The 23,304-nt window shown below is 71.4% G+C and carries 23 protein-coding genes; 10 read left to right on the plus strand and 13 right to left on the minus strand.

The annotated features are described in order from the left end of the window. Window positions 1-69: 69 nt before the first annotated feature. Both ACGFI1_RS20275 and ACGFI1_RS20280 read left to right on the plus strand, forming a co-directional pair. Entirely contained in the window at window positions 70-933 is an 864-nt protein-coding gene (locus ACGFI1_RS20275; RefSeq protein ID WP_392787046.1) for a helix-turn-helix domain-containing protein, read from the plus strand. After that, window positions 933-1,166 (plus strand): DUF397 domain-containing protein, encoded by a 234-nt coding sequence (locus tag ACGFI1_RS20280; RefSeq protein ID WP_392787048.1) that lies wholly within the window; start codon window positions 933-935, stop codon window positions 1,164-1,166. Before ACGFI1_RS20275 ends, ACGFI1_RS20280 begins: the two co-directional genes overlap by 1 nt. 39 nt (window positions 1,167-1,205) lie before the next feature. On the opposite strand, the gene ACGFI1_RS20285 is transcribed toward ACGFI1_RS20280, so the two are convergent. Continuing rightward, the gene (locus ACGFI1_RS20285) at window positions 1,206-1,808 is read right to left on the minus strand and encodes a DUF2867 domain-containing protein (protein WP_392787051.1); all 603 of its coding nucleotides are present in this window, start codon (window positions 1,806-1,808) and stop codon (window positions 1,206-1,208) included. A gap of 127 nt (window positions 1,809-1,935) precedes the next feature. Between ACGFI1_RS20285 and ACGFI1_RS20290 the strand changes: the two genes are divergently transcribed. Beyond that, window positions 1,936-2,508, plus strand: coding sequence for a TetR/AcrR family transcriptional regulator (locus ACGFI1_RS20290; protein WP_392787053.1), 573 nt, complete (start codon window positions 1,936-1,938; stop codon window positions 2,506-2,508). 88 nt (window positions 2,509-2,596) lie between these two features. Here ACGFI1_RS20290 and ACGFI1_RS20295 read toward each other — a convergent pair whose 3' ends face one another. After that, the gene (locus ACGFI1_RS20295) at window positions 2,597-3,052 is read right to left on the minus strand and encodes a carboxymuconolactone decarboxylase family protein (RefSeq protein WP_386873622.1); all 456 of its coding nucleotides are present in this window, start codon (window positions 3,050-3,052) and stop codon (window positions 2,597-2,599) included. Between the two features lie 119 nt (window positions 3,053-3,171). Here ACGFI1_RS20295 and ACGFI1_RS20300 point away from each other — a divergent pair, with 119 nt between their 5' ends. Continuing rightward, window positions 3,172-4,029, plus strand: a complete 858-nt coding sequence (locus tag ACGFI1_RS20300) for a sigma-70 family RNA polymerase sigma factor (RefSeq protein ID WP_392787056.1) — start codon at window positions 3,172-3,174, stop codon at window positions 4,027-4,029. 5 nt (window positions 4,030-4,034) lie between these two features. Here the strand turns inward: ACGFI1_RS20300 and ACGFI1_RS20305 are convergent, their stop codons facing one another. Beyond that, window positions 4,035-5,204 (minus strand): acyl-CoA dehydrogenase family protein, encoded by a 1,170-nt coding sequence (locus ACGFI1_RS20305; protein ID WP_392787058.1) that lies wholly within the window; start codon window positions 5,202-5,204, stop codon window positions 4,035-4,037. Window positions 5,205-5,318: 114 nt separating this feature from the next. On the opposite strand from ACGFI1_RS20305, the gene ACGFI1_RS20310 reads away from it, so the two are divergent. Both ACGFI1_RS20310 and ACGFI1_RS20315 read left to right on the plus strand, forming a co-directional pair. Further along, window positions 5,319-6,653: a UDP-glucose dehydrogenase family protein gene (locus tag ACGFI1_RS20310; protein ID WP_386873619.1), complete on the plus strand. Its 1,335-nt coding sequence runs from the start codon at window positions 5,319-5,321 to the stop codon at window positions 6,651-6,653. 43 nt (window positions 6,654-6,696) lie between these two features. Then, a complete protein-coding gene (locus ACGFI1_RS20315) occupies window positions 6,697-7,110 on the plus strand; it encodes a CoA-binding protein (RefSeq protein ID WP_386873618.1) in 414 nt (137 codons plus the stop codon). 66 nt (window positions 7,111-7,176) lie between these two features. Here ACGFI1_RS20315 and ACGFI1_RS20320 read toward each other — a convergent pair whose 3' ends face one another. The 3 genes from ACGFI1_RS20320 to ACGFI1_RS20330 all read right to left on the minus strand — a co-directional run bounded on the left by ACGFI1_RS20320 (window position 7,177) and on the right by ACGFI1_RS20330 (window position 9,704). Beyond that, the gene (locus tag ACGFI1_RS20320; protein WP_392787063.1) at window positions 7,177-7,857 is read right to left on the minus strand and encodes a hypothetical protein; all 681 of its coding nucleotides are present in this window, start codon (window positions 7,855-7,857) and stop codon (window positions 7,177-7,179) included. Between the two features lie 201 nt (window positions 7,858-8,058). Next, window positions 8,059-8,553 carry a 5-(carboxyamino)imidazole ribonucleotide mutase gene (gene purE / locus ACGFI1_RS20325; protein ID WP_138641959.1) on the minus strand — a complete coding sequence of 165 codons (495 nt, stop codon included), beginning with the start codon at window positions 8,551-8,553 and terminating at the stop codon, window positions 8,059-8,061. Continuing rightward, entirely contained in the window at window positions 8,550-9,704 is a 1,155-nt protein-coding gene (locus ACGFI1_RS20330; RefSeq protein ID WP_392787066.1) for a 5-(carboxyamino)imidazole ribonucleotide synthase, read from the minus strand. Before ACGFI1_RS20330 ends, purE begins: the two co-directional genes overlap by 4 nt. Window positions 9,705-9,997: 293 nt before the next feature. Between ACGFI1_RS20330 and ACGFI1_RS20335 the strand changes: the two genes are divergently transcribed. Then, a complete protein-coding gene (locus ACGFI1_RS20335; protein ID WP_392787069.1) occupies window positions 9,998-10,600 on the plus strand; it encodes a GtrA family protein in 603 nt (200 codons plus the stop codon). 19 nt (window positions 10,601-10,619) lie between these two features. On the opposite strand, the gene ACGFI1_RS20340 is transcribed toward ACGFI1_RS20335, so the two are convergent. The 5 genes from ACGFI1_RS20340 to glgX form a co-directional block, all read right to left on the minus strand. Further along, window positions 10,620-11,891, minus strand: a complete 1,272-nt coding sequence (locus tag ACGFI1_RS20340; RefSeq protein ID WP_301177502.1) for an ATP-binding protein — start codon at window positions 11,889-11,891, stop codon at window positions 10,620-10,622. Window positions 11,892-11,990: 99 nt separating this feature from the next. After that, window positions 11,991-12,662, minus strand: coding sequence for a response regulator transcription factor (locus ACGFI1_RS20345; protein ID WP_019629095.1), 672 nt, complete (start codon window positions 12,660-12,662; stop codon window positions 11,991-11,993). Between the two features lie 140 nt (window positions 12,663-12,802). After that, window positions 12,803-14,566 carry a malto-oligosyltrehalose trehalohydrolase gene (gene treZ, locus ACGFI1_RS20350; RefSeq protein ID WP_392787527.1) on the minus strand — a complete coding sequence of 588 codons (1,764 nt, stop codon included), beginning with the start codon at window positions 14,564-14,566 and terminating at the stop codon, window positions 12,803-12,805. A 5-nt stretch (window positions 14,567-14,571) separates the two neighbouring features. Then, window positions 14,572-16,989, minus strand: a complete 2,418-nt coding sequence (gene treY, locus ACGFI1_RS20355; protein WP_392787072.1) for a malto-oligosyltrehalose synthase — start codon at window positions 16,987-16,989, stop codon at window positions 14,572-14,574. A 5-nt stretch (window positions 16,990-16,994) separates the two neighbouring features. After that, on the minus strand, window positions 16,995-19,181 hold the full coding sequence (gene glgX, locus ACGFI1_RS20360) for a glycogen debranching protein GlgX (protein ID WP_301177505.1): 2,187 nt from the start codon (window positions 19,179-19,181) through the stop codon (window positions 16,995-16,997). Window positions 19,182-19,434: 253 nt separating this feature from the next. On the opposite strand from glgX, the gene ACGFI1_RS20365 reads away from it, so the two are divergent. Continuing rightward, window positions 19,435-19,758, plus strand: a complete 324-nt coding sequence (locus ACGFI1_RS20365; protein WP_364550674.1) for a (2Fe-2S)-binding protein — start codon at window positions 19,435-19,437, stop codon at window positions 19,756-19,758. A 100-nt stretch (window positions 19,759-19,858) separates the two neighbouring features. Then, window positions 19,859-20,356 (plus strand): bacterioferritin, encoded by a 498-nt coding sequence (gene bfr, locus ACGFI1_RS20370; RefSeq protein ID WP_138641021.1) that lies wholly within the window; start codon window positions 19,859-19,861, stop codon window positions 20,354-20,356. A 7-nt stretch (window positions 20,357-20,363) separates the two neighbouring features. Here bfr and ACGFI1_RS20375 read toward each other — a convergent pair whose 3' ends face one another. Next, entirely contained in the window at window positions 20,364-21,383 is a 1,020-nt protein-coding gene (locus ACGFI1_RS20375; RefSeq protein WP_387078239.1) for an adenylate/guanylate cyclase domain-containing protein, read from the minus strand. 171 nt (window positions 21,384-21,554) lie between these two features. Further along, window positions 21,555-22,418, minus strand: coding sequence for a biotin--[acetyl-CoA-carboxylase] ligase (locus ACGFI1_RS20380; RefSeq protein ID WP_364550677.1), 864 nt, complete (start codon window positions 22,416-22,418; stop codon window positions 21,555-21,557). A gap of 81 nt (window positions 22,419-22,499) precedes the next feature. Here ACGFI1_RS20380 and ACGFI1_RS20385 point away from each other — a divergent pair, with 81 nt between their 5' ends. After that, window positions 22,500-23,273 (plus strand): enoyl-CoA hydratase/isomerase family protein, encoded by a 774-nt coding sequence (locus ACGFI1_RS20385; protein ID WP_392787073.1) that lies wholly within the window; start codon window positions 22,500-22,502, stop codon window positions 23,271-23,273. Window positions 23,274-23,304 lie beyond the last annotated feature (31 nt).

Here is a 23,304-nt window from a genome sequence, read left to right on the forward strand (position 1 = left end):
TGTGTCCGTTCCGGAGAGTGACTACGATGCTGGACGGCCCCCGACCCCGTCCGGCCCTTGGAGCGACCGATGTCCGCCACCGCCGACCGCCGCAGCCCCACCATCGCTCGCCGGCGCCTGTCCCGGGAGCTGCGCAGGCTGCGCCACGACGCCGGGCTCACGGCCGACAAGGTCCGCGGTGACATCGATTTGAGCCAGGGCAAGATGAACCGGCTGGAGACGGGCATCGGCCCGCAGCCGAACATCAGCGACATCCGCGTCCTGCTCGACTACTACAAGGTCGCCGACGACGAGCGGGAAGCCCTGCTCAACCTCGCTCGCCTCTCACGCGAACGCGGCTGGTGGGAGAGGGACTTCGGCGACGTCCTCGGCAGCGCCTACGCGGGCTTCGAGGCCGAGGCCGCCCGCATCTACACCTACCAGCCCCTAGTGATCCCGGGCCTCCTGCAAACCGTCCCCTACGCCCGCGCGGCAATCCGCGGTGGCCTCATCCGAGACCCCGATGAGATCCAACGCCGCATCGACTACCGGCTGACGCGGCAGCGGATTCTCCAGCACGCAGACCCACCGGAACTGTGGGCGGTCATCGACGAGGCCGCCGTCAGCCGCCCCTTCGGCACCAAGGACGACCGCGAAGAGCAACTCCGGCGACTGATCGACACCGGCGAGAGCGAACACATAACGGTGCAGGTCATCCCCTTCTCCGCGGGCATGCACGTCGGCCTGGCTTCGAGCTTCACACTGCTGGAGTACGCACGTGATCCGACGATCGTCCACATCGAAATGGGGCCCAACGCTCTCTATCTAGAGAAGGCAGACGAGATAGAGAGTCATAGACTCAAGTTTCAGCATCTTCAGGCCACTGCCTTTGACAAGGACACCAGCGTTCGGTATCTCACCCGGCTCCTCGGCAAAGTAAGAGATGAGACTTGATGGGCCCCACACCTCCACATCACACGACGTCCACCCCCTTCATTGATGACGTCACTTGGCGGAAGTCGTCCCGGAGTCAGGGCGATGGAGGGGACTGCGTCGAACTCGCGCCGCTCGCCGACGGGCTGGCCGTCCGAGACTCCAAGGACCCCAGCGGACCTCGCCTCATCGTCAGCACCGCAACGGCCCAGACCATGATCGAAGCCATCAAACAGGGCCGCCACGACCTCTGATTTGCAGCGGGAGTTTCGTCTACAACCGGGCCATCGGCATCAAGGCCGGTGGGCCTTGGTGGTCGGAGGACGGTTTCTCCAGGCGCGTTCCCATTGGCGGGTCAGCATCGGGTAGACGACCAGGTGGCGGAAGGGTGCGATGAGGGCCATGTAGAGCCGGCCCAACCGGCCGTTCGTCTTGACCAGGACGGCCATTCGCAGCTCGTAGTCACCGCCGGCGGCCGGCGCCCAGCCCAGGTGCATGATGCCGTGGACGGTCTTGTTCGCCAGTTCACGGACGTCCTCGTTGCCGAGCCGGTACACGGGCGAGAACAGCGAGTCTGCGGAATCCGGGACGGTGGTCTCGGCGAGGTCGTCCGGCAGGCGATCGCGAACCGATTCGACTCTGGTTCCGAGGCCGGTGCCGGGCTCGTCCCATCCGAGGAGGCGACCGAGTTTCCAGCGCACCGCGAACAGGAACTTGACCGGCCTGGGCTGTTTGCTGAATCCCCCGGCGTTCTGCAACAGCGCAAGCACTACGGGGAAGTCGTCCGGTCCCGCACCGGGGGTGCGGTAGGACCACACATCCTGCAGTTGGAAGTCGGGGGCGATCGCGTGGATTCGCCAGGGCTGCTGCACGTGGGCTGACTTGGAGAGCCGCATCTTCACCTCATAGGGGTGCGGGCACTGACGTCGGTGGCCGTCTTACCGCACTCAGCAGGTATACGGTTGCGTATAACAGCAGGCTAACGCGTTTATACGGTGGCGTATATGTGAGGTGAGGCACTCGATGGGCGTTCCCCGGACACCGCGGGACCACTGGATCGAAGAAGGGTTGCGCGCGCTGGCCACGGGCGGCCCGGACGCCGTGCGCGTCGAGGTCCTGGCCAAGAGGCTCGGCGTCACCAAGGGCGGGTTCTACGGGTACTTCGCCGATCGCGACGCGCTGCTGGAGGCCATGTTGGACGCCTGGGAGCGGGAGAGCGTCGACGAGGTGATCGACCGCGTCGAGAAGGAGGGCGGCGCCCCGGAGACCAAGGCGCGGCGGGCGGGCATGCTCACCTTCTCCAGCGAGCGGCTGCTCCCCATCGACCTCGCCGTCCGGGACTGGGCCCGGCGGGACGCGGCGGTGGCCGAACGCCTGCGGCGGGTGGACGACCGGCGCATGGGGCTCCTGCGCGAAGTGATCGGCACCTTCTGCTCCGATCCCGACGAGGTCGAGGCCCGCTCCCTCATCGCCTTCTGCGTGGCGATCGGACACCATTCCCTCGCGGCCGACCACGAGGGCCGCGACCGTGCGGACGTCCTCAACCGCGCCGCCGCCCTGATCTTCAGCACCGGGTCGCAGCCCACCCGCGGCTGACCACCATCACCGAGAACGCTCCTTCGCACCCCGCACCGAGGCTGCCCAGGGCCCGGCATGGGTCATGCCGGGCCTGGTGGGTTGGGGGTTACTCCCAGGTAGTGCCGGCGGGGATGCGGAAGGTGGTATTGATGCGGTTGAAGAAGTTGGTGATCGCCACCATCAGGACCAGGGCGCCGAGTTGGCGCTCGTTGTAGTGGCGGGCCGCTTCAGCCCAGATCTCGTCGGTGACCGCGCCCGGTCGGTCGGCGAGGCGGGTGGCGGCCTCGGTCAGTGCCAGGGCCGCGCGCTCGGCGTCATCGAAGAGCGGGTTCTCGTACCAGGCGGCCACTGCGAGCAGCTTCTCGGGACTGACGCCCGCCTTGGCCCCGCTCTTACCGCCGGCGTCGACACAGGCACTGCAGCCGTTGATCTGGCTGGCGCGCAGATGGACCAGTTCGAGCGTCTGGTTCGGTACGCCGCCGCTGTACACCTCCTTAAACAGGTGCTGGACGCCCGTCATGATGCTGGGCTGGCCGGCCGTGTTCTGAATGCGTGCCGTCATTTCCCCTCCAAGGGTCGTTGAACGGCACTACGACGTCCGGGAGCGGGACAAGGTAACGCGTTACCTCAGAGGTGTGCGGCGCGTCCTGGTAGTGACACCGTTGTACGCCGAGGGGGATCGTGACCGAAGAAGAGCAGCTCGCCGCGGAGTTCGAGGCGCAAAGGCCCTACCTGCGTGCGATCGCGTTCCGGGTGCTCGGGTCGCACGCCGACGCGGACGACGCCGTTCAGGAGGCGTGGCTGCGGCTCGCGCGGGCCGGTGGCGGCATCGACGACCTGCGCGGCTGGCTGACCACGGTGACCGGGCGGATCTGCCTGGACCTGCTCCGCAGGCGCAAGGTGCGGGGCGAGCAGCCGCTCGAACTCGACATCGGGCTGCCGGCCGGGGACGACGGGGGCGACCCCGAGCGGGAGGCCCTGCTCGCCGACTCCGTCGGCCTCGCCCTGTACGTCGTCATGGACGCGTTGACTCCGGCGGAGCGGGTGGCGTTCGTCCTCCATGATGTCTTCGAGGTCCCGTTCGACGCGGTCGCAGCGATCCTCGGGCGGAGCACACCGGCGGCCAAGATGCTCGCCAGCCGGGCCCGGGGGCGGCTGCGGCTCGGTGCTCCGGTGGCCGATGCCCATGCCGCCGCGCGGGACGTCATCAACGCGTTCCTCACGGCGGTGGGCGAGGGGGACGTGGGCGGGCTGCTCGACGTGCTCGCCCCAGGCGTGGTGCTGCGGGGGCAGGGGCCGCAGGGGGCCGTCCTCGTGCGCGGCGCGGAGAAGGTCGCCGCCCAGGCCGCGAGTTTCGCGGCGCCGGGCGCGCGGGCGCATCCGGCTCTTCTGGACGGCGTCCCCGGCGTGCTCATCACGGTCGGCGGACGGCCGGTCACCGTCCTCGCCTTCACGGTCAAGGACGGTGTCGTCACCGCGATCCGCGGCCTGACCGATCCGGCCCGGCTGGCGCAGATCGTCCCGTCGTGGGTCGCGTGACCCGGCTACTTGAGGAGTTGGCGGGCCATCACCATGCGCTGGATCTGGTTGGTGCCCTCGTAGATCTGAGTGATCTTGGCGTCGCGCATCATCCGCTCCACCGGGAACTCCCGCGTGTACCCGTAGCCCCCGAGGAGCTGGACGGCGTCGGTGGTGACGTCCATCGCCACGTCCGAGGCCAGCGCCTTACAGGCCGAGGAGACGAACGTCAGGTCCGCGACCTTCTCACCGCTCATCGCCCGCTCGGACTTGATCGCCGCGTGGTAGGTCAGCTGCCGGGCGCCCTCCAGCCGCATCGCCATGTCGGCCAGCATGAACTGCACACCCTGGAAGTCGGCGATCGACTTGCCGAACTGCCGCCGCTCCTTCACATACCCCAGCGCGAAGTCCAGCGCGCCCTGCGCGATCCCCAGCGCCTGCGCCGCGATCGTGATCCGCGTGTGGTCCAGCGTCGCCAGCGCCGTCTTGAACCCCGTACCCTCCACACCGATCAGCCGGTCCGCCGGGATCCGCGCGTCCTCGAAGATCACCTGCCGGGTCGGCGACCCCTTGATCCCCAGCTTGCGCTCCTTGGGCCCGAACGACACCCCCGGATCCGACTTCTCCACCACGAACGCCGAGATCCCCCGCGCACCCGCCGCCGGGTCGGTGACCGCCATCACCGTGTAGTACTCCGACACCCCCGCATTGGTGATCCACATCTTCGCGCCGTTGAGCACCCACTGCTCCCCGTCACGCACCGCACGCGTCTTCATCCCCGCCGCATCCGACCCCGCATCCGCCTCCGACAGGGCATAGGAGAACATCGCCTCCCCCCGCGCGACCGGAGCCAGATACTTCTTCTTGAGCTCCTCCCCACCGGCCAGCAGCACCGGCACCGTGCCCAGCTTGTTCACCGCCGGGATCAGCGACGAGGACCCGCACACCCGCGCGACCTCCTCGATCACGATCACCGTCGCCAGCGCGTCCGCTCCAGCGCCCCCGTACGATTCGGGCACGTGCACCGCATGCAGATCGTTGGCGACCAGCGCCTCCAGCGCCTCCTGCGGGAACCGGGACTCCTCGTCCACCTCCGCCGCGAAAGGAGCGATCTTGGCCTCGGCCAGCTCACGCACCGTGCGCCGCAGCAGCTCATGCTCCTCCGACGGCGCATACGTGGGAAAGTCAGAACTCATGCCGCAGATGCTACCCGCCAGTAGGGACTGGCGGGCAGGGCAGGTACGGGCCCGCAGTGGGCACGTGTCAGAAGAGGCCGCTAGTCGGCGACGGCTAATCGAAGGGAGCGGGTCTTGACCCACCGGCTGACGGTCATCGGAACGGGCTATCTGGGCGCCACCCACGCGGCCTGCATGGCCGACCTGGGCTTCGAGGTCCTCGGGCTGGACGTGGACGCCGAGCGGATCGCGCGGCTCGCCGCCGGTGACCTGCCGTTCTACGAGCCCGGCCTGGAACCGGTGCTGCGCCGGGGCCTGGAGACCGGGCGGCTGCGGTTCACGACGTCCTACAAGGAGGCCGCCGAGTTCGGGGACGTCCACTTCCTGTGCGTCGGGACGCCGCAGAAGGCCGGCGAGTACGCGGCCGACATGAGCTACGTGGACGACGCCGTCGCCTCGCTCGCGCCGCTGCTGAACCGGCCCTGCCTGATCGTGGGCAAGTCGACCGTGCCGGTCGGGACGGCCGCGCGGCTGGCCGAGATCCTCGCCCGGGTCGCGCCGGTCGGCGGCGACGCCGTGCTCGCCTGGAACCCCGAGTTCCTGCGCGAGGGGTTCGCCGTCCAGGACACCCTGCACCCCGACCGGATCGTGGCGGGCCTGCCCGCCGAGCAGGGCGCGGCCGAGCACGCCGAGAAGGTGCTCCGCGAGGTCTACCGGACGATGATCGCCGAGGGCACGCCGTTCATCACCGCCGACTTCCCCACGGCCGAGCTCGTGAAGGTGTCCGCCAACGCCTTCCTCGCCACCAAGATCTCGTTCATCAACGCGATGGCGGAGGTCTGCGAGGCCGCGCACGCCGATGTGACGAAGCTCTCGGAGGCGCTGTCCTACGACGACCGGATCGGCGGCAAGTTCCTCGGCCCCGGGCTCGGCTTCGGCGGCGGCTGCCTGCCCAAGGACATCCGGGCGTTCATGGCCCGCGCGGGCGAGCTCGGCGCCGACCAGGCGCTGACGTTCCTGCGCGAGGTCGACGAGATCAACATCCGGCGCCGGATCCGGATGGTGGACCTCGCCCGGCAGCTGCTCGGCGGCTCGTTCGCCGGCCGGACGGTCGGCGTCCTCGGCGCCGCGTTCAAACCGAACTCCGACGACGTCCGCGACTCCCCCGCGCTGGACGTGGCCGCGTCCATCCGTGCGCAGGGCGCCAAGGTGACCGTGTACGACCCGCAGGCCATGCGGAACGCGCGCCGCGCCCAGCCGACGCTGGAGTACGGCGACTCGGCCCTGTCGGCGGCCCGGGACGCGCACGTCGTCCTGCTGCTGACCGAGTGGCCGGAGTTCCGCGGCATGGACCCGGCCGCGCTCGCCGAGGCCGTCGCCGAACGCAACATCGTGGACGGCCGCAACGCCCTCGACCCCGAGCGGTGGCGCGCGGCGGGCTGGAACTACCGCGCGCTCGGACGCCCCTGAGCGCCGCGGGAAGCAAAGGATCGCGGGCGCTGTTGTCGTGGACATGGCAGACGAATTCGCCGACCAGGACGTGATCCGGCGGCTGCTGAACGAGACCGGGACGTGGGCGTTCGTCGGGCTCGGCGACAACCCCGACCGCGAGGTCTACACCCAGGCCCGGCTGATGCAGCAGCGCGGGAAGCGGATCATCCCCGTCCATCCGGCGGGGCGGGAGGTGCTCGGCGAGCGGGGCTACGCGTCGCTCGCCGACGTCCCGGAGAAGGTGGACGTGGTCGGCGTCTACCGGCGCGCCGAGCACGCCGGTGAGGCGGTGGACGCGGCGATCGCGGCCGGCGCGAAGGCCGTGTGGCTGCCGCTCGAAGTGATCGACGAGGCGGCCGCCCGGCGCGCGAAGGACGCCGGGCTGGACGTCGTCATGAACCGCTGCCCCGCCGTCGAATGGGCGCTGCGCCGCTAGGGACAGCAGCGGCCTTCCGCGAGGCGCGGCGGCGGCCCCCGACCGCGCTCGGGGGCCGCCGGCCGGCTAGGCCTCGTTGTCGATGATCTTGTAGGTGTGGGCCCCGTTGATCGCCCACATGCGGTACTGGACCTTGGGGTGCCGGACGACATCGGTCCACGCGTTCGGCCGGATCACGTCCGCGCTGATCATCACGGTCACGGCGGAGTGCTTCTTGTTGAAGATGATGCGGTTCTGCTTCGGCTCCTCCCTGACGTTGAAGCCCGCCTTCTTCAGGTAGCTGCTCGCCCGGATGATCCGCACCTTCTTGCCGTTCCAGCAGTACTTGACGCTCGAGTGCCACTGGTAGTTCGTCGGAATGGTGTTGGAGTTGATGTACCGGTCGACCGTGTTGCACTTCTCCTTCGCCTTCGCGCCGGCCGTCGTCTTGGTCCCGGCGCTCCCGGCGCTCCCGGCGCCCGCCGCGGCCCCAGTACCCGACTCGGCCCTGGTGCCCGACTCGGCCCTGGTGCCCGACTCGGCCCCGGTGCCCGACTCGGCCCCGGTGCCCACCGCGGCTCCCCCCAGCACGGCAGGCGCCTGCTGGTCGGACACCGCGGAGACCTTGCCGACCGGCCCGGACTCCGACTGACCGCCCACGAGCACGCCGGCGGTGATGGCGCCGCTCAGCGCGGTGACGCCCACCGCCGCGGCGATCGCGGCGCGGCGCCGCGACGGCTTGCGCGGCTCAGACTTCTCCTCGTGCATTTCTCCACACTTCCTTCCATTGTCGGGCTTTCCGATTAGCCGCCCGATCACTGGAGAAAATGTATGGAGAATGACGTCCGGCCCCCTAGGGCCATAGGGCCCCAACATCACCTCTCGCGGACCCTGATGTCCTTTGACGCGAACTCGAATCGGTCGCTCAGAAGGATCGCCGGGGAGTCCGCGGCGGGTGGCGGCAGGACGCTAGAGCTTGTCGCGGAGCCGGGCGCCCTTCGCCTTGGCCTGGCCGTAGAGGTCCTTCTGGAAGACCTCCATCTTGGCCCGCAGCCCCTCGTCGGACGCGGCCAGGATGCGGACGGCCAGCAGCCCGGCGTTGCGGGCCGCGCCGACCGCGACCGTCGCGACGGGGACGCCCGCGGGCATCTGCACGATCGACAGCAGCGAGTCCATGCCGTCGAGGTACTTCAGCGGCACCGGGACGCCGATCACCGGCAGCGGCGTCACCGACGCCAGCATGCCGGGCAGGTGCGCGGCGCCGCCCGCGCCCGCGATGATCACGCGGAGGCCGCGGCCGGCGGCCTCCTCCCCGTAGGCGATCATGTCGTGCGGCATCCGGTGCGCGGACACGACGTCGGCCTCGTAGGGGACGCCGAACTCCGCCAGCGCCTGCGCGGCGCCCTCCATGACGGGCCAGTCGGAGTCGCTGCCCATCACCACGCCGACGACCGGCTCAGTCATTTCCGCTTCTCCCCCATCTTCGTCCCCCAACGCAGGTAGTCCGCGGCATGACGGGCCCGTTCCCGGACGTCGTCGAGGTCTGTGCCGAGCGCCGTCACATGGCCGATCTTGCGGCCGGGACGCGACTCCTTGCCGTACATGTGCACCTTGACGGCCGGGTCGTGGGCCATCACGTGGATGTAGCGGGAGTAGACGTCCGGGTCGTCGCCGCCGAGCACGTTCGCCATCACCGTGTACGGGGCGGTCGGCTCGGTGGAGCCGAGCGGCAGGTCGAGGACGGCCCGCAGGTGCTGCTCGAACTGCGACGTCCGGGAACCCTCGATCGTCCAGTGCCCGGAGTTGTGCGGGCGCATGGCCAGCTCGTTCACCAGCAGCCCGGCGTCGGTCTCGAACAGCTCGACCGCGAGCAGCCCGACGACGCCGAGCTCCTCCGCGACGCGGAGGGCGAGGCTCTGCGCCTCGGCGGCAAGGTCGTCGGACAGGCCCGGTGCGGGCGCGATCACCTCGGTGCAGATGCCGCCCTCCTGGACGGTCTCCACGATCGGGTACGCGGCGCCCTGCCCGTAGGGCGAGCGCGCGACGAGGGCGGCCAGCTCCCGCCGGAACGGGACGTGCTGCTCGACCATCAGGTCGACGCCCTCCGCGAGCAGCCGCTCCACCTCGCCGGACGGCTCGTCCACGATCCAGACGCCCTTGCCGTCGTAGCCGCCGCGGGTCGCCTTGAGGACCAGCGGCCAGCCGTGCTCGCGGCCGAAGTCCGCCAGGAAGGCGGCGGGTTCCGACGCGGGCACGGGCGCGTACGCGGGGCACGGGACGCCGAGGCCGCTGAGCCGCTCCCGCATGACGAGCTTGTCCTGGGCGTGGGCGAGGGCCGCCGCGCCCGGCCGGCACGGGACGCCCGACTCCTCCAGCTCCCGGATGTGCGGGCCCGGGACGTGCTCGTGGTCGAACGTGACCACGTCGCAGCCCTTGGCGAACGCCAGCAGGTCGTCGCGGGACCGGTCGTCCCCCACCCGGACGTCGGACACGGCCTTGGCCGCCGACTCGTCGAGCGCCCCGGCGAGGACGCGCAGCGACACGCCGAGCGCGATCGCGGCCTGCTGGGTCATCCGGGCCAGCTGCCCGCCGCCCGCCATGCCCACGACGGGCATTTCACCCCGGCGGAGCCGGGCCGGGGGGCGCGGGAGGTCGTCCCCCCTCGGGGAATCCGGTGGAACACTCACGTCAGAAGGCTATCGGCCGATCGGGGCGAACGAATCCCCGGCGGCGGGCGTCACAGGTGTGTGGGGGTCGTGACAATGGGCAGGGAACGCGTGGACAGCGTGAAACGTTCATGTTCCGACGTCTCCGCGGCAACAGGCGTCTATTCTCGTGGTGCCTCCGCATCAGCCGCCGCGCCGTCGGCCGTGGCGTTCGACGAAGTCCGGAAGGACGGTTCCCCTTCGTGAGCCTGGTCGCCAAACTCCATCGGCGGTTCGCGCACCTCGTGCACGAACTCGCCAAGTTCGGCAGTGTGGGCGCGATCGCGTTCGTCATCACGGTCGTGATCGGCAACGGCCTGCACACCGGGATGGGCGTCGGCCCGCTGACCTCCAACGGCGTCGCGACGATCATCGCGACGACGTTCTCCTACCTGGCGAACCGGTACTGGACGTTCCGGCACCGCGACCGCACCGGGCTCGGCCGCGAGTACGTGCTGTTCTTCGCGCTGAACGGCGTCGGGCTGGTGATCACCGAGCTGTTCATCGGCTTCTCGCACTACGTCCTCAAGCTGGACGGCGCCGTCTTCTACAACATCGCCCTGGTCATCGGCACCGGCGTGGCGACGCTGTTCCGCTTCTGGTCGTACAAGAAGTGGGTGTTCCTGCCGGCGAGCGCGCCGGCGGTCGACCCCGCGTCCGGCCTGCCCGAGGCCCCCGCCGCCGGCTCCGCCGACTCTGCGGGCCTCGCCGGCCCGGAGGCGCCGGGCGTCCACCGCGCGAACGGCCGCTCCCCCCGCCTGGGCCACCCCCTCGACGCCCCCAGCGAGGACTACGCCGAGATCTGAACGGCGCGGCCGCCGCCCGTCAGGCGGGGCCCATGACCACCCGCTCGGCGGCCAGGCGCGCCTCGGCGGGCTGGCGGAGGAAGACCCCGAAGACCGCGGGACGGGACTGGATCAGTTCGAGGCGGCCGCCGTCCACCACGGCGAGCGAGCGGGCCAGGTAGAGGCCGAGGCCGGTGCCGTGGCCGCCGCTGACGCTGCGGTCGAAGATGCGGGGCTCCAGCTCGGCCGGGATCCCGGGGCCCTCGTCGCCGATCTCGACCACCACCGACCCGGCGCCCGGCTTGGTGTGGATGGTGACGGTCCCGGCGCCGTGGGTGAGCGAGTTCTCCAGCAGGGTCGCGAGGATCTGGGAGAGGCCCTCGGGGTTGGTCAGGCCGATCAGGCCCTGCTCGCCGACGATCCGCACGTCCCGGCCCTCCTTGCGGAAGCTCGGCCGCCACTCCTTGACCTGCTGGGTGATGATCTCGTCGATCGGGGACGGGACGGCGCCGCCGGTCGGGTCGTGCCGGGCGCGGGCGAGCAGCTGCTCCACGACCGCGACGAGCCGCTCGGTCTGCGCGACCGCGGCGGCGCCCTCCTCGCGGACGACGTCGGGGTACTCGGCGGCCTCGATCATCTCCTCCAGCCGCATCGACAGCGCGGTGAGCGGCGTGCGGAGCTGGTGGCTGGCGTCGGTGGCGAACTGGCGGCCGGCGACGACGAGGTCGGTGATGCGGACGGCGCTGCGGTCCAGCACCTCGGCGACCTGGTCGATCTCCGGGATGCCGTAGCGGCGGGGGCGGGGCCGGGCGTTGCCGCTGCCGAGCCGGTCGGCGGTCTCGGCGAGCTCGCGGAGCGGCAGCATGAACTTGCGGGCCTGCACCATGGCCAGGCCGACGGTGACGGCGACGCCGAGCAGCGCCAGGCTGCCGATCAGCAGGATCAGCCGGAGCGCGGCGTCGCGGACCTCCGCCTCCGGGCGCGCCACCCGGACCCGCACCGCGCCGTGCGCGGCGGTGGCGCTGAGGACGGGGCCGCGGCGCGGCGGCCCGGCGTTGAGGGTGCGGCCGTCCGGCAGCGTGACGGTGATCTGCCGGCCGGGGTACTCGCGGGCGATGATCGCGCCGGTGACGGGCTGCGGTTTCTCCAGGCTGTAGCCGACGCTGCCCGCGATGGAGGACGCCTCCCGGTCGAGCGACCGGCCGGCCTCCTCGTAGACGAGTTTGTGTGCGGCGTAGGCGAGGGGTATGCCGAGCAGGAGGATCGCGACCACCGCCACCGCGAGCGTCGACAGGAGGAGTCGGCGCCTCATCAGGGCTCCTTAGGGGTGGGGCCGCGGACGGCGCAGCACGCTGCCCGGGGGCCTCTCGGGAAGGCCCCCGGTCGTTCCGCCCGGCCGCGGCGGCCGGTGCTAGTCGCCGCGCTCGAACCGGAAGCCGACGCCCCGCACCGTGGTGATGTAGCGGGGACTGCCGGCGTCGTCGCCGAGCTTGCGGCGCAGCCAGGAAATGTGCATGTCGAGCGTCTTCGTGGAACCCCACCAGTTGGTGTCCCACACCTCGCGCATGATCTGTTCGCGGGTCACGACCTTGCCGGCGTCGCGGACGAGCACCCGCAGCAGGTCGAACTCCTTGGTGGTCAGCTGGAGCTCCTGGTCGCCCATCCAGGCGCGGCGCGACTCGGCGTCGATCCGCACCCCCTGGACGATCGGGGTCTCGGTGCTGCCCCGGCGCAGCAGCGCGCGCACCCGCGCGAGCAGCTCGGCCAGCCGGAACGGCTTGGTCACGTAGTCGTCGGCGCCCGCGTCGAGCCCGACGACGGTGTCGACCTCGTCGGCCCGGGCGGTCAGGATCAGGATGGGCACGCCGTGCCCCTCGGCCCGCACCCTGCGGGCCACCTCAAGGCCGTCCAGTTCGGGCAGGCCGAGATCGAGGACGATCAGGTCAACCCCGCCGCCGAGCGCCCGCTCCAGCGCCTGCGGGCCGTCCGGGCTTACTTCGACGGTGTACCCCTCGCGACGCAGCGCGCGGGCGAGAGGCTCGGAGATGGACGTGTCGTCCTCGGCGAGCAGTACTGAGGTCATGAACCGATCGTATGACCATTCTTGACCATTACCGGGCTGCCGCCGCGCTCTTGACCTGCGGTTTGCCACTCGTAGTACATTACCGAACACGACATATCCGTCAGTACCCGTATCTTCGCCGCAATAGACGCGTCCACGGGTCAGCGAAAAATCGCGATCGAGGCCGCGGGCAGCTCCACGGCGACCCTTCCGGAATCGCCGAGTGCGCCGGGGTCGAGGTGAATCGCCGGATCCGACGCGAGCAGCAGCCGGGGGCGCGCGCCGGGCGGCCCCGCCGGGAGGGCGACGGGCACGTCCCCGAGGTTCGCCGCCACACCGATCCCGCCGCGCCGCATCACCAGCCAGCGCGCCGTGCTCTCGTCCGTCCCGACCTGCACCGCGGCCGGCCGGGGGTCGTTCAGGTCGGGTTCGGAGCGGCGCAGCGCGATCAGGGCGCGATGCCATTCGAGCAGGTCAGCGTGGTACGGGTCGTCCGGCTCGGTCCAGTCGAGGACGGATCGGCGAAAGGTGTCCACAGCCTGTGGATCGGGGACCTCGCCCGCCCAGCCGTGCCGGGCGAACTCCCGCCGGCGCCCCTCGCTGACGGCGCGGGCCAGCTCCAGATCGCGGTGGTCGGTGAAGTAGCACCAGGGGGTGGACGCGCCCCACTCCTCGCCCATGAACAGCATCGGCGTGAAGGGCGCGAGCAAAAGCAGTGCCGCGCCCACTTTGAGCAGCCCTGGGGACGGCAAGAGCGCGCCGATGCGGTCGCCGGAGGCGCGGTTGCCGACTTGGTCGTGGTTCTGCAGAAAGCCGAGGAAACGGTGTGCGGGCGTTTCCCGGACGTTCACCGGCCGCCCGTGGTGCCGGCCCCGGTAGGTCGACATGGTCCCGTCATGAACGAAGACTCTGGTAAGGGCCTTCTTCAGCGTTTCCAGAGAGCCGAAGTCGCAGTAGTAGCCCTGCCGTTCACCGGTGAGCGCGGCGTGCAGCGCGTGGTGGAAGTCGTCGCTCCACTGCGCGTCCAGGCCGTATCCACCGGCCTCCCTGGACGTCACCAGGCGCGGGTCGTTCAGGTCGGATTCGGCGATGAGGAAGAGCTGCCGCCCCAGGTGGGCGGATTCCGCCGCCACGGCGCGCCCCAGTTCTTCGAGGAGGTGCGTGGCGCTGTGGTCGGTGATGGCGTGGACGGCGTCGAGCCGCAGCCCGTCGAAGTGGTAGTCGCGCAGCCACATCAGCGCGTTCTGCACGACGAATGCGCGGACCTCGTCCGAGCCTTCCTGGTCGAAGTTCACCGCGTCGCCCCAGGGGGTGGCGTGGGCGCTGGTGAAGTACGGCCCGAAGCTGCCCAGGCGGTTACCGTCCGGGCCTAGATGGTTGTAGACGACGTCGAGGACGACGGCCAGGCCGCGCGCATGGGCGGCGTCTACGAAGCGCTTCAGACCGTCTGGGCCGCCGTAGGGCTCATGGGGCGCCCACAGGTGGACACCGTCGTACCCCCATCCGTGACGGCCGGGAAAGGACGCGACGGGCAGCAGCTCCACCGCGTCTATGCCGAGCGCCACCAGATGGTCGAGGCGGTCGGTAGCGGCGTCGAACGTCCCCTCCTGCGTGAACGTGCCGACGTGCATCTCGTAGAGGACGCTCCCGGGGAGCGGACGGCCATGCCAATGCTGGTCCGTCCATGCGAACTGTCCGTGGTCGTAGACGCGGCTCTGGCCGTGCACACCGTTGGGCTGCCAAGGCGAGCGAGGGTCGGGCAGTACTTCGTCTGAGCCGTCCAAGACGAAGCCGTAGTCCGTCCCATGGCCGGCGTCGGCGACGCTGGCCTCCCACCAGCCGGAGGGCCGCGCCTCCATCGGATGGCCCGTGCCGCCGACCACGACTTCGACGCGGTCGGCGGCGGGTGCCCACACGGCGAACATGGTGCTCAACTACCGAACTCCCTGGGGACGAGCAGCGCGACGGGCAGATGCTCGAAGACGCGGTCCGCGTCCAGGAAGGGACCCATGTGCGTGCAGCCGGTCAGCACGTCCCGCCAGCCCTGGTGGCGGACGTCCACCCGCGTCCCGTTCCAGCCGCCCCGGCGTTCCAGCCCCACGGGCAGCCGGGTGGCGAGCGCGACCGCGCCGCCCCGCGCGAACCCGATCAGATGCTCGGCCGCCGACCCGCGCGCCGCGACCGGCTCGTACGGGCTTCCCGCGAGGGGACGACCCCCCGCGCCCCCGGGCCCGAACCACTCGGGGTGGGCGCGCCGCAGCCGCAGCGTCCGCGACGTGACCAGCAGCTTCTCGTCGTCGACCTCTTTCGGGCGGCGGCCGGTGTCGAGCCGGGCGAGGTGCTCGCGGCGCCGCCCGTAGTCGACCGGACGGCGGTTGTCGGGGTCGACCAGCGCCAGGCCGGTCAGCTCGCAGCCCTGGTAGACGTCCGGGACGCCCGGCATGGCCAGCTGGACGAGCTTCTGCCCCAGCGTGTTCACGCGCGCGTAGGGGGCCAGCCTGGCGACGAACGACGTCATGTCGGTGATGAGGTCGGGGTCGGACAGGACGCCCCGCGCATACGCGAGCACGGCCTTCTCGTAGTCGGCGTCTTGCTCGACCCAGGACGTGCGGGTCTTGGCCTCCCGCATCGCTTTGGTGAGGAACTCCTCCAGACGATCCTGGGTGATGGGCCAGGCGCCGACGAGGGTCTGCCAGAGGAGGTATTCAAGGTCGGGCTCCAGCGGTGATGGGGTCGGGCCCCACGTCCGCCAGCGCTCCACGGCCTCCTTCCACTCGCCCGGGATCTCCGCCACGACCGACAGCCACGCCCGTACGTCCTCTTCGCGCTTGGTGTCGTGCGTGGAGAGGGTCGTCATCGTCTGCGGCCAGTCGCGGGCGAGCCTGATGCAGTACGCGTGGAAGTCCTCCGGGCTGACGGAGAACCGCTCTGGGGCGCCGCCCACCTCGTTCAGCGCGGCCATCCGGTTCCACCGGTAGAACGCGGTGTCCTCGACGCCCTTGGCGGCGAGCGGCGCGGACGTCTGCTGGAACCGCACGATGAACTCGGCGTCGGTGCGCTCACCCCGTCCCAGAGCGAGGTCTACGACGGCCTCCAGGTCGCTGTGGAGCTCCTCGGGAAGGTGAGTGCGCGCACGGTCTGCGGCCTCCGTTAACACGTCCACGGCCTGCTGTGGAGCGTCCTCACCGGGCACGACGTAGGCGCGGTACACGGGCATGGCGACGAGCAGTTCGACCAGGGCCCGTTCCATGCCGGGGCGACGCTCGCCCACGACCCGGTGGAGGACGCGCAGGAGCCGGTCCATCTCCGGCTTGAGCCCGTGTGTGGCGGCGTGCAGGCGGGCCTCGTGCTCGACCTCCTCGAACTCGGCCGGATTGTCCGTCAGCGACACGTAGTAGTCGGTGAGCGGCTTCTCCCCGGCCGGGTCGACGAACAGCCCGCCGACCATGCCGAGCGAGTCGTACCCGGTGGTGCCCGCGCACGGCCAGTCCGGCGGCAGCCGCTCCTCCCCCTCGGTGATCTTCTCGACGAGCAGCCAGCGGCCCGGCGCGGCCTCCGCCAGCCGGCGCAGGTAGCCGCGCGGGTCGGCGAGGCCGTCCGGGTGGTCGACGCGCAGGCCGTCCACGAGGTCCCGCTCGACCAGGCCGAGCAGCAGCGCGTGCGTACGCCGGAAGACCTCGGGGTCCTCCTGGCGGAGCCCGATGAGCCCGGAGATGTCGAAGAACCGCCGGTAGTTGGGCTCGCCCTCGCCGGGCAGCGCGATCCGGCCGCCGCCCGCGTCCCAGTCGACGTCGAACCACCGCGCGAACGGCGAGCCCGGCCCGTCCTCCAGGACCCGTGCGAGCGGCAGGTTCAGGTCGTGGGGGTCCGGGATCGCCATGTGGTTCGGGACGACGTCGACCAGCAGCCGCAGGCCGTGCGCGCGGAACCGGGTGGCCATCGCGCCGAACGCCTCGGCGCCGCCCAGCTCCTCGGACAGCCGGGAGTGGTCGACGACGTCGTAGCCGTGTGCGGAGCCCGGCGCGGCCTGCAGGATCGGGGACAGGTACACGTGGGACACGCCGAGGGACGCCAGGTAGGGCGCGAGCGCGGCGGCCTCGGCGAAGCCGAAGCGCTCCTCGGGCGTCCCGCGGAGCTGGAGGCGGTAGGTGCCGGACGGCGGTGCGGTCAGCGGGTCGAGGCCGGGGGTGTCGGCCTGGTCCTTCTCGGTGCTGTGGTCCTCGGACACGGCTTCCTCTGGGGGGTCGGCGGGGAGCGGTTCCTCGGCGGCGGGTTCGGCGTCCATCTCGTCGTTCGTCTCGGCGGCGGCGGGGCTCTCGGCGGCGGGGCTCTCGGCGGCGGGGCGCATGGGGGTCAGACGCGGCGCAGGACCTGGATCGAGCGGGCGCCGACCGGGACGTTCTCGCGGGCCTTCACGACGGGCGACTCCTCCTCGGCGAGCAGCGGGTCGGCGGTGTCGAGCATCTTGATCCACATCTGCCCGTAGACGGCGGGCGGCAGAGTGAACGTCAGGTCGCCGTCGTGCGCGTTGAACAGCAGCAGGAACGAGTCGTCCCGGACCGGCCGCCCGCGCGGGTCGGGCTCGCTGATCGCGTCGCCGTTCAGGAACACGTTCAGCGACTTGTTGAAGCCCGCGGACCAGTCCCGGTCGGCCATCTCCCGGCCGCCCGGCGTGAACCACACCAGGTCGGGCAGCTCCTCGGACTCCGCCTCGGCCTCGCCCATCCGCCGCGCGGCCCTGCGGGCGCGCTTCGTCCGCTGGTCGCCGAGGAAGAACCGGCGGCGCCGGAAGACGGGATGCGCGGTGCGCAGCCTGGAGAGCCGCCGCACGAAGTCGAGCATGGGGCCGCGCTCGTCGAAGAAGGTGTCGTCGCGGAGGCCCGTCCAGTCGACCCACGAGATCTTGGTGTCCTGGCAGTAGGCGTTGTTGTTGCCGCCCTGGGTGCGGCCGATCTCGTCGCCGTGCAGCAGCATCGGGACGCCCTGCGACAGGAACAGCGTGGTCAGGAAGTTGCGCTTCTGCCGCTCCCGCAGCGCGACGATGTCGAGGTCGTCGGTCGGGCCCTCGTTGCCGCAGTTCCACGAGCGGTTGTCGTCGCTGCCGTCCCGGTTGCCCTCGCCGTTCGCCTCGTTGTGCTTGTGGTCGTAGGAGACGAGGTCGTGCAGCGTGAACCCGTCGTGGCAGGTCACGAAGTTGATCGAGGCGATCGGGCGGCGGCCGTCGTCGGCGTACAGGTCGGACGAGCCCGTCAGCCGGGACGCGAAGTCGGGCATGGCGCCGGGCTGCCCGCGCCAGTAGTCGCGCATGGTGTCGCGGTACTGGCCGTTCCATTCCGTCCACAGCGGCGGGAAGTTGCCGACCTGGTAGCCGCCCTCGCCGACGTCCCACGGCTCGGCGATCAGCTTCACCTGGGAGACGACCGGGTCCTGCTGGACGAGGTCGAAGAACGCCGACAGCCGGTCCACCGCGTGCAGTTCGCGGGCCAGCGTCGCGGCGAGGTCGAACCGGAACCCGTCCACGTGCATCTCGGTCACCCAGTACCGCAGCGAATCCATGATCATCTGCAGGACGTGCGGGCTGCGCATCAGCAGGCTGTTCCCGGTGCCCGTCGTGTCGGTGTAGTAGCGCGGGTCGTCGTCGGCCAGCCGGTAGTAGGACGCGTTGTCGATGCCCCGGAACGACAGGGTCGGCCCGAGGTGGTTGCCCTCGGCGGTGTGGTTGTAGACGACGTCCAGGATCACCTCGATCCCGGCCTGGTGCAGGGCCTTCACCATCGCCTTGAACTCCAGCACCTGCTCGCCCCGCTGCCCGGACGAGGAGTACTCGTTGTGCGGCGCGAAGAACCCGATCGTGTTGTAGCCCCAGTAGTTGCGCAGGCCGCGCCGCACCAGCACGTCATCGTGGACGAACTGGTGGACGGGCATCAGCTCCACCGCCGTCACCCCGATCGAGCGCAGATGATCGGTGATCACCGGGTGGGCGAGGCCCGCGTAGGTGCCGCGCAGCGCCGGCGGGATCTCCGGGTGCCGGGCGGTGAGGCCCTTCACGTGCGCCTCGTAGATCACGGTCTCGTGGTACGGGATGCGCGGCGGCCGGTCGTCGCCCCAGTCGAAGTACGGGCTGACGACCACCGACCGCATCGTGTGGCCCGCCGAGTCGGCGTCGTTGCGCGACCACGGGTCGCCGAACTCGTAGCCGAAGCACGACTCGTCCCAGTCGATCGTCCCCTCGACGGCCTGCGCGTACGGGTCGAGGAGCAGCTTCGCCGGGTTGCAGCGCTGCCCGCGGCGCGGGTCGAACGGCCCGTGCACCCGGTAGCCGTACCGCCGGCCCGGCATGACGCCCGGCAGGTAGCCGTGCCAGACGAACGCGTCCACCTCGGGGAGCGTCAGCCGCGTCTCCTCGCCGTCGCCCGCCGGCCCGTCGAACAGGCACAGCTCCACCCGTTCGGCCGCCTCGGAGAACACGGCGAAGTTCGTCCCCGCGCCGTCGAACCGGGCGCCGAGGGGATACGCGTCGCCCGGCCAAACCTGTGCCACTTGTCCCGCCCTCCCGTCCGGACCGCGACGGGCCCCGGCGCCATGGCGACTGCACGGCTGCCGACGCGGGCCCGGCGGCGCACGCCGGAAGCCCTTCCCCCTGAGGCTTGAGTCACACCGATTGGGAGTCCACTGGCCAGAACGGACACTCCTGAGCTACGTTAGGGGAGCCTAACCTCAATAAGGGCGCCCTAAGTGCCCGAGGGGAGGCGCGTCGGGCCAGCTCCAGCCGCACGGAAGGTCTCCCACCGGCATGTACGTCTGCATCTGCAACGCCGTCACCGAGGACGACGTCCACGGCTGCATGGCGAGCGGCTGCACGACCGCCAAGGCGGTCAAGGCCGCCTGCGGCTTCAAGCCCGGCTGCGGCATGTGCACCAAGCGCATCCACACCATGGTCAGCCAGTACCGGACGGCCAACGAGCTGGCGGACGCCCTGACCGGCGGCCCGCTCGCGCTCACCGCCGTGCCGGAGCAGGCCGTCCCGGAGCAGGCCGCCCCGGCCCCGTCCGAGATCGCCGCGGAGCTCGCCGCGGAACCGACCGCCGAGGGGGCCGCCCCGCCGACCGCCGCCTGAACGAAACCGCGGCCCCGCACGGCCCCGCCGAGGAGGCGGACACGCGCCGGGCGGGGGTTAGTGCTGTCCCCAACTCGGCGGCCATGGAAGCATGGGGGCCATGGAAGGCGACAGAGAGATCATCGCGCTGCTCAACGAGCAGCTCACCGCGGAGCTCACGGCGATCAACCAGTACTTCCTGCACTCCAAGATGCAGGAGAACTGGGGCTTCCTCCGCATGGCCAAGCACACCCGCGACGAGTCGTTCGACGAGATGCGGCACGCGGAGCGGCTCACCAACCGGATCCTGTTCCTGGAGGGCCTGCCGAACTACCAGAAGCTCGGCACCCTGCGCATCGGGCAGACGATCTTCGAGCAGCTCAAGGCCGACCTAGAGATCGAGATGGAGGCCGTGGCGCGGCTCCGCCCCGGCATCGAGCTGATGCGCTCGCGCGGCGACGTCACGTCCGCCCGGCTCTTCGAGCACATCCTCGCCGACGAGGAGGAGCACATCGACTACCTGGAGACCGAGCTGAGCCTCGTCGAGGCGCTGGGCGAGCAGAACTACCTGCAGCGCCTCACCGACTCCCCCACCGAGAGCGGCTCCAGCGCCTACTGACCCGCGCCTAGTCGCGCGGCGTCTCCGCGGACGCCGCCTTCCGGCGCAGCACGAACGGCTGGACGATGCCGAGGCCCCGGACCGGGCGCCGCACGATCCGCGTCACCTCGTAGGCCGGTGAGCCCTCCAGGCAGGCCGCCAGCTCGCTGTCGATCACGACGGAGCCCGGGCGGGCCAGCGAGGTGAGCCGGGCGGCGAGGTTCACCGTGGTCCCGAACACGTCGCCCATCAGCGGCAGGACGGGGCCGTGGGCCACGCCGACCCGGACGTCCGGGACCTCGGTCTCGTCCTGGATGGCCGCCGCGACCGTCAGCGCGATCTCCGCGCCGACCTCCGGCGACTCCGCGCTGAACAGCACCTCGTCGCCGAGCGTCTTCACCAGCCGGCCGCCGCAGGAGGCGATGATGTCGGCGGCGGTCTCCTCGAACCACTCCACCACCCGGGCCAGCTCGATCTCCTCCAGCTCCCGGCTGACCTGGGTGAAGGACACCATGTCGGCGAACCCGACGGTGGTCATCGGGCGACCCGCCGGGTCGCCGTTGTCGCGGCTCGCCGCCGCGGCCAGCGCCCGGGTGCCGGCCGCCGCGAGCTGCCGCCGCCACGCGTGCACGACCAGCGGCTCGAACTCGCCGATGTGCTTCTCGGCGATGTCCACGACCGTGTCGACCGCCTCCGCGGACGGCGTCTCGTGCGGGTCGCCGGTCAGCATGCTGCGCAGCAGGTTGACCTGCCACTCCGCGAGCCGGGTCATCGTCTGCCCGTACGCGCGGACCAGGCGGACCACGCCGTCCTCGTCCAGGATCCCGTCGTCGACCAGCCGGCGCAGCCGGTCCAGCGCCGCGACGTCGCCCTCGGTGTAGGCGATCGTCTCGTCCGGCATGGACGGGTACCCGAACGCCCGCCAGATCCGGCCCGCGAAGTCGCGGGTGACCCCGGCCAGCCGGACGGCCTGGACGCGGTTGTACCGCAGCTCGCCGCCGAGCAGGAGCTCCTCGATCTCCTTCGGATCGGGCAATCCGGCCGCCATCTCCCGCCCCTCAGCCCGCCGCCGCCGGGGGCCGCGGCGGCGGCGTCATCAGTCGATCTCCGGACATATCAGTGCAGCTCACCAGCAACCCCAAGAGTTGGAACTCGCCGTGCACATCGTTGCAGATCAGCACTCGGATCAACGCCCGGACCGCGGATCCTCGTTCCCCGTTCAACGGACGTGCACCACATCGCCGGCGCTGACCGCGCTGTCCCCGCCCGGACCCGCGACGACGAGGCGGCCCGTCTCGTCCACGTCCCGTGCCCGCCCGGTCAGCCGCTGGTCGCCGGGCAGCTCCACCCGGACGTCGCGGCCGAGCGTCACGCACAGGTCCCGGTAGGCGGTGCGCAGCCCGCTGGTGTCCGGATCGCCGCCGAGCGCCGTCCACTCCCGGTACCAGGTCTCGAACTCGCGCAGGATCGCGCGCAGCAGCGGCGCCCGGTCGCTGAGCGGCGCGCCCTCGATCGCCAGCGACGTCGCGGTCGGCACCGGCAGCTCCTCGGCCCGCAGGCCCACGTTCAGCCCGACGCCGATCACCAGGCCGTCGTCGACCCGCTCGGCGAGGATCCCGGCGAGCTTGCGGTCGCCGACGAGCACGTCGTTCGGCCATTTGAGGCGGGCGTCCACGGCCGTGTCGCCGTCGGCGTCCGCGCCGAGGAACCGCTCCCCCCGCTGCGACCAGGCGGTCATACGGCGGATCGCGGTGGCGACGGCGACGCCCGTCAGCAGCGACGCCCAGCCCAGCCGCTGCACCGGCACCGCGGGCCGCACCAGCATGGAGAACGCCAGCCCGGACCGCGGCGGCGCCGTCCACGCCCGGCCCTTGCGGCCCCGGCCCGCCGTCTGCCACTCGGTGGCCAGCACGGTGCCCTCCGGCGCGCCCTCCCGGGCCCGCGCCGCGAGGTCGGCGTTGGTGGAGCCGGTCTCGTCCACGATCCCGATCTCCCGCCACAACCCGCCCTCCCGGACGAGCGCACGCCGCAGCGCGCCCTCGTGCAGCGGCGGCCGTCCGAGATCCCCATACGCTGAGTCCACGCCTCCATCCAACCCGATGACGGTCTTGATCTTGGGGCCGGACGTCGGGTAGGGGGCCCGGTCCTCGTTAGGGTGCGGCTTATGGATGGAGTGACGCTGCGGCGCGACGGGCATGTCGCGGAGATCGTGCTGGACCGCCCCGAGGCCCTCAACGCCCTGTCGACGGCGATGGCCCGCCGCCTCACCGGCGCCTGCGCCGAGGTCGCGGCGGACCCGGCCGTCCGCGCCGTCGTGCTGAGCGCGGCCGGGGAGAAGGCGTTCTGCGTGGGCGCCGACCTCAAGGAACGCAACGCGATGACCGACGACGAGATCCTCGCGCAGCGGCCCGTCTTCCGCGCCGCGTTCGGCGGCGTGCTGAACCTGCCGCAGCCCGTCATCGCGGCCGTGCACGGCTACGCGCTCGGCGGCGGCTGCGAGTTCGCGCTCTCCTGCGACATGATCGTCGCGGACGAGACGGCCGTGTTCGGGCTGCCCGAGGTGGGCGTCGGCCTCGTGCCGGGCGGCGGCGGCACCCAGCTCGCGCTGCGCCGCCTCGGCCCCGGCAAGGCCGCCGACCTGGTCTTCACCGGCCGCCGCCTCGCCGTCGGCGAGGCCCTCGCCTACGGCCTCGCCGACCGCAAGGTCCCCGCCGGCACCGCCCGCGAGGAGGCCCTCGGCATCGCCAAGGCGATCGCCCGCAACTCCCCGGCCGCCGTCCGCGCCGCGAAGCGCGCGATGCGCCTCGGCGGCGGCGTCGGCCTGGACGCGGGCCTCGACCTGGAGGAGAACGCCTGGCGCACCGTCGCCTTCTCCCCCGACCGCCGCGAGGGCATCGCCGCCTTCAACGAGAAGCGCAAGCCGAACTGGCCGAGCTGATCGGGCGCGGGCTGATCGGGCGCGGGCTGCC

Origin of the sequence: Actinomadura geliboluensis, assembly GCF_043197915.1 — a bacterium.
GTDB classification, from domain to species: Bacteria; Actinomycetota; Actinomycetes; order Streptosporangiales; family Streptosporangiaceae; genus Spirillospora; species Spirillospora geliboluensis.

Coding starts and splice junctions, on each gene's coding strand:
- ACGFI1_RS20305 (WP_392787058.1), bottom strand. CDS start 5,204: ATGAGTTCTGACTTTCCCACGTATGCGCCGTCGGAGGAGCATGAGCTG.
- ACGFI1_RS20290 (WP_392787053.1), top strand. CDS start 1,936: ATGGGCGTTCCCCGGACACCGCGGGACCACTGGATCGAAGAAGGGTTG.
- ACGFI1_RS20295 (WP_386873622.1), bottom strand. CDS start 3,052: ATGACGGCACGCATTCAGAACACGGCCGGCCAGCCCAGCATCATGACG.
- ACGFI1_RS20345 (WP_019629095.1), bottom strand. CDS start 12,662: ATGACCTCAGTACTGCTCGCCGAGGACGACACGTCCATCTCCGAGCCT.
- ACGFI1_RS20275 (WP_392787046.1), top strand. CDS start 70: ATGTCCGCCACCGCCGACCGCCGCAGCCCCACCATCGCTCGCCGGCGC.
- ACGFI1_RS20320 (WP_392787063.1), bottom strand. CDS start 7,857: ATGCACGAGGAGAAGTCTGAGCCGCGCAAGCCGTCGCGGCGCCGCGCC.
- bfr (WP_138641021.1), top strand. CDS start 19,859: ATGGAAGGCGACAGAGAGATCATCGCGCTGCTCAACGAGCAGCTCACC.
- ACGFI1_RS20280 (WP_392787048.1), top strand. CDS start 933: ATGGGCCCCACACCTCCACATCACACGACGTCCACCCCCTTCATTGAT.
- ACGFI1_RS20385 (WP_392787073.1), top strand. CDS start 22,500: ATGGATGGAGTGACGCTGCGGCGCGACGGGCATGTCGCGGAGATCGTG.
- purE (WP_138641959.1), bottom strand. CDS start 8,553: ATGACTGAGCCGGTCGTCGGCGTGGTGATGGGCAGCGACTCCGACTGG.
- ACGFI1_RS20375 (WP_387078239.1), bottom strand. CDS start 21,383: ATGGCGGCCGGATTGCCCGATCCGAAGGAGATCGAGGAGCTCCTGCTC.
- treY (WP_392787072.1), bottom strand. CDS start 16,989: ATGCGCCCCGCCGCCGAGAGCCCCGCCGCCGAGAGCCCCGCCGCCGCC.
- ACGFI1_RS20330 (WP_392787066.1), bottom strand. CDS start 9,704: ATGCCCGTCGTGGGCATGGCGGGCGGCGGGCAGCTGGCCCGGATGACC.
- ACGFI1_RS20315 (WP_386873618.1), top strand. CDS start 6,697: ATGGCAGACGAATTCGCCGACCAGGACGTGATCCGGCGGCTGCTGAAC.
- ACGFI1_RS20365 (WP_364550674.1), top strand. CDS start 19,435: ATGTACGTCTGCATCTGCAACGCCGTCACCGAGGACGACGTCCACGGC.
- ACGFI1_RS20285 (WP_392787051.1), bottom strand. CDS start 1,808: ATGCGGCTCTCCAAGTCAGCCCACGTGCAGCAGCCCTGGCGAATCCAC.
- treZ (WP_392787527.1), bottom strand. CDS start 14,566: ATGTTCGCCGTGTGGGCACCCGCCGCCGACCGCGTCGAAGTCGTGGTC.
- ACGFI1_RS20340 (WP_301177502.1), bottom strand. CDS start 11,891: ATGAGGCGCCGACTCCTCCTGTCGACGCTCGCGGTGGCGGTGGTCGCG.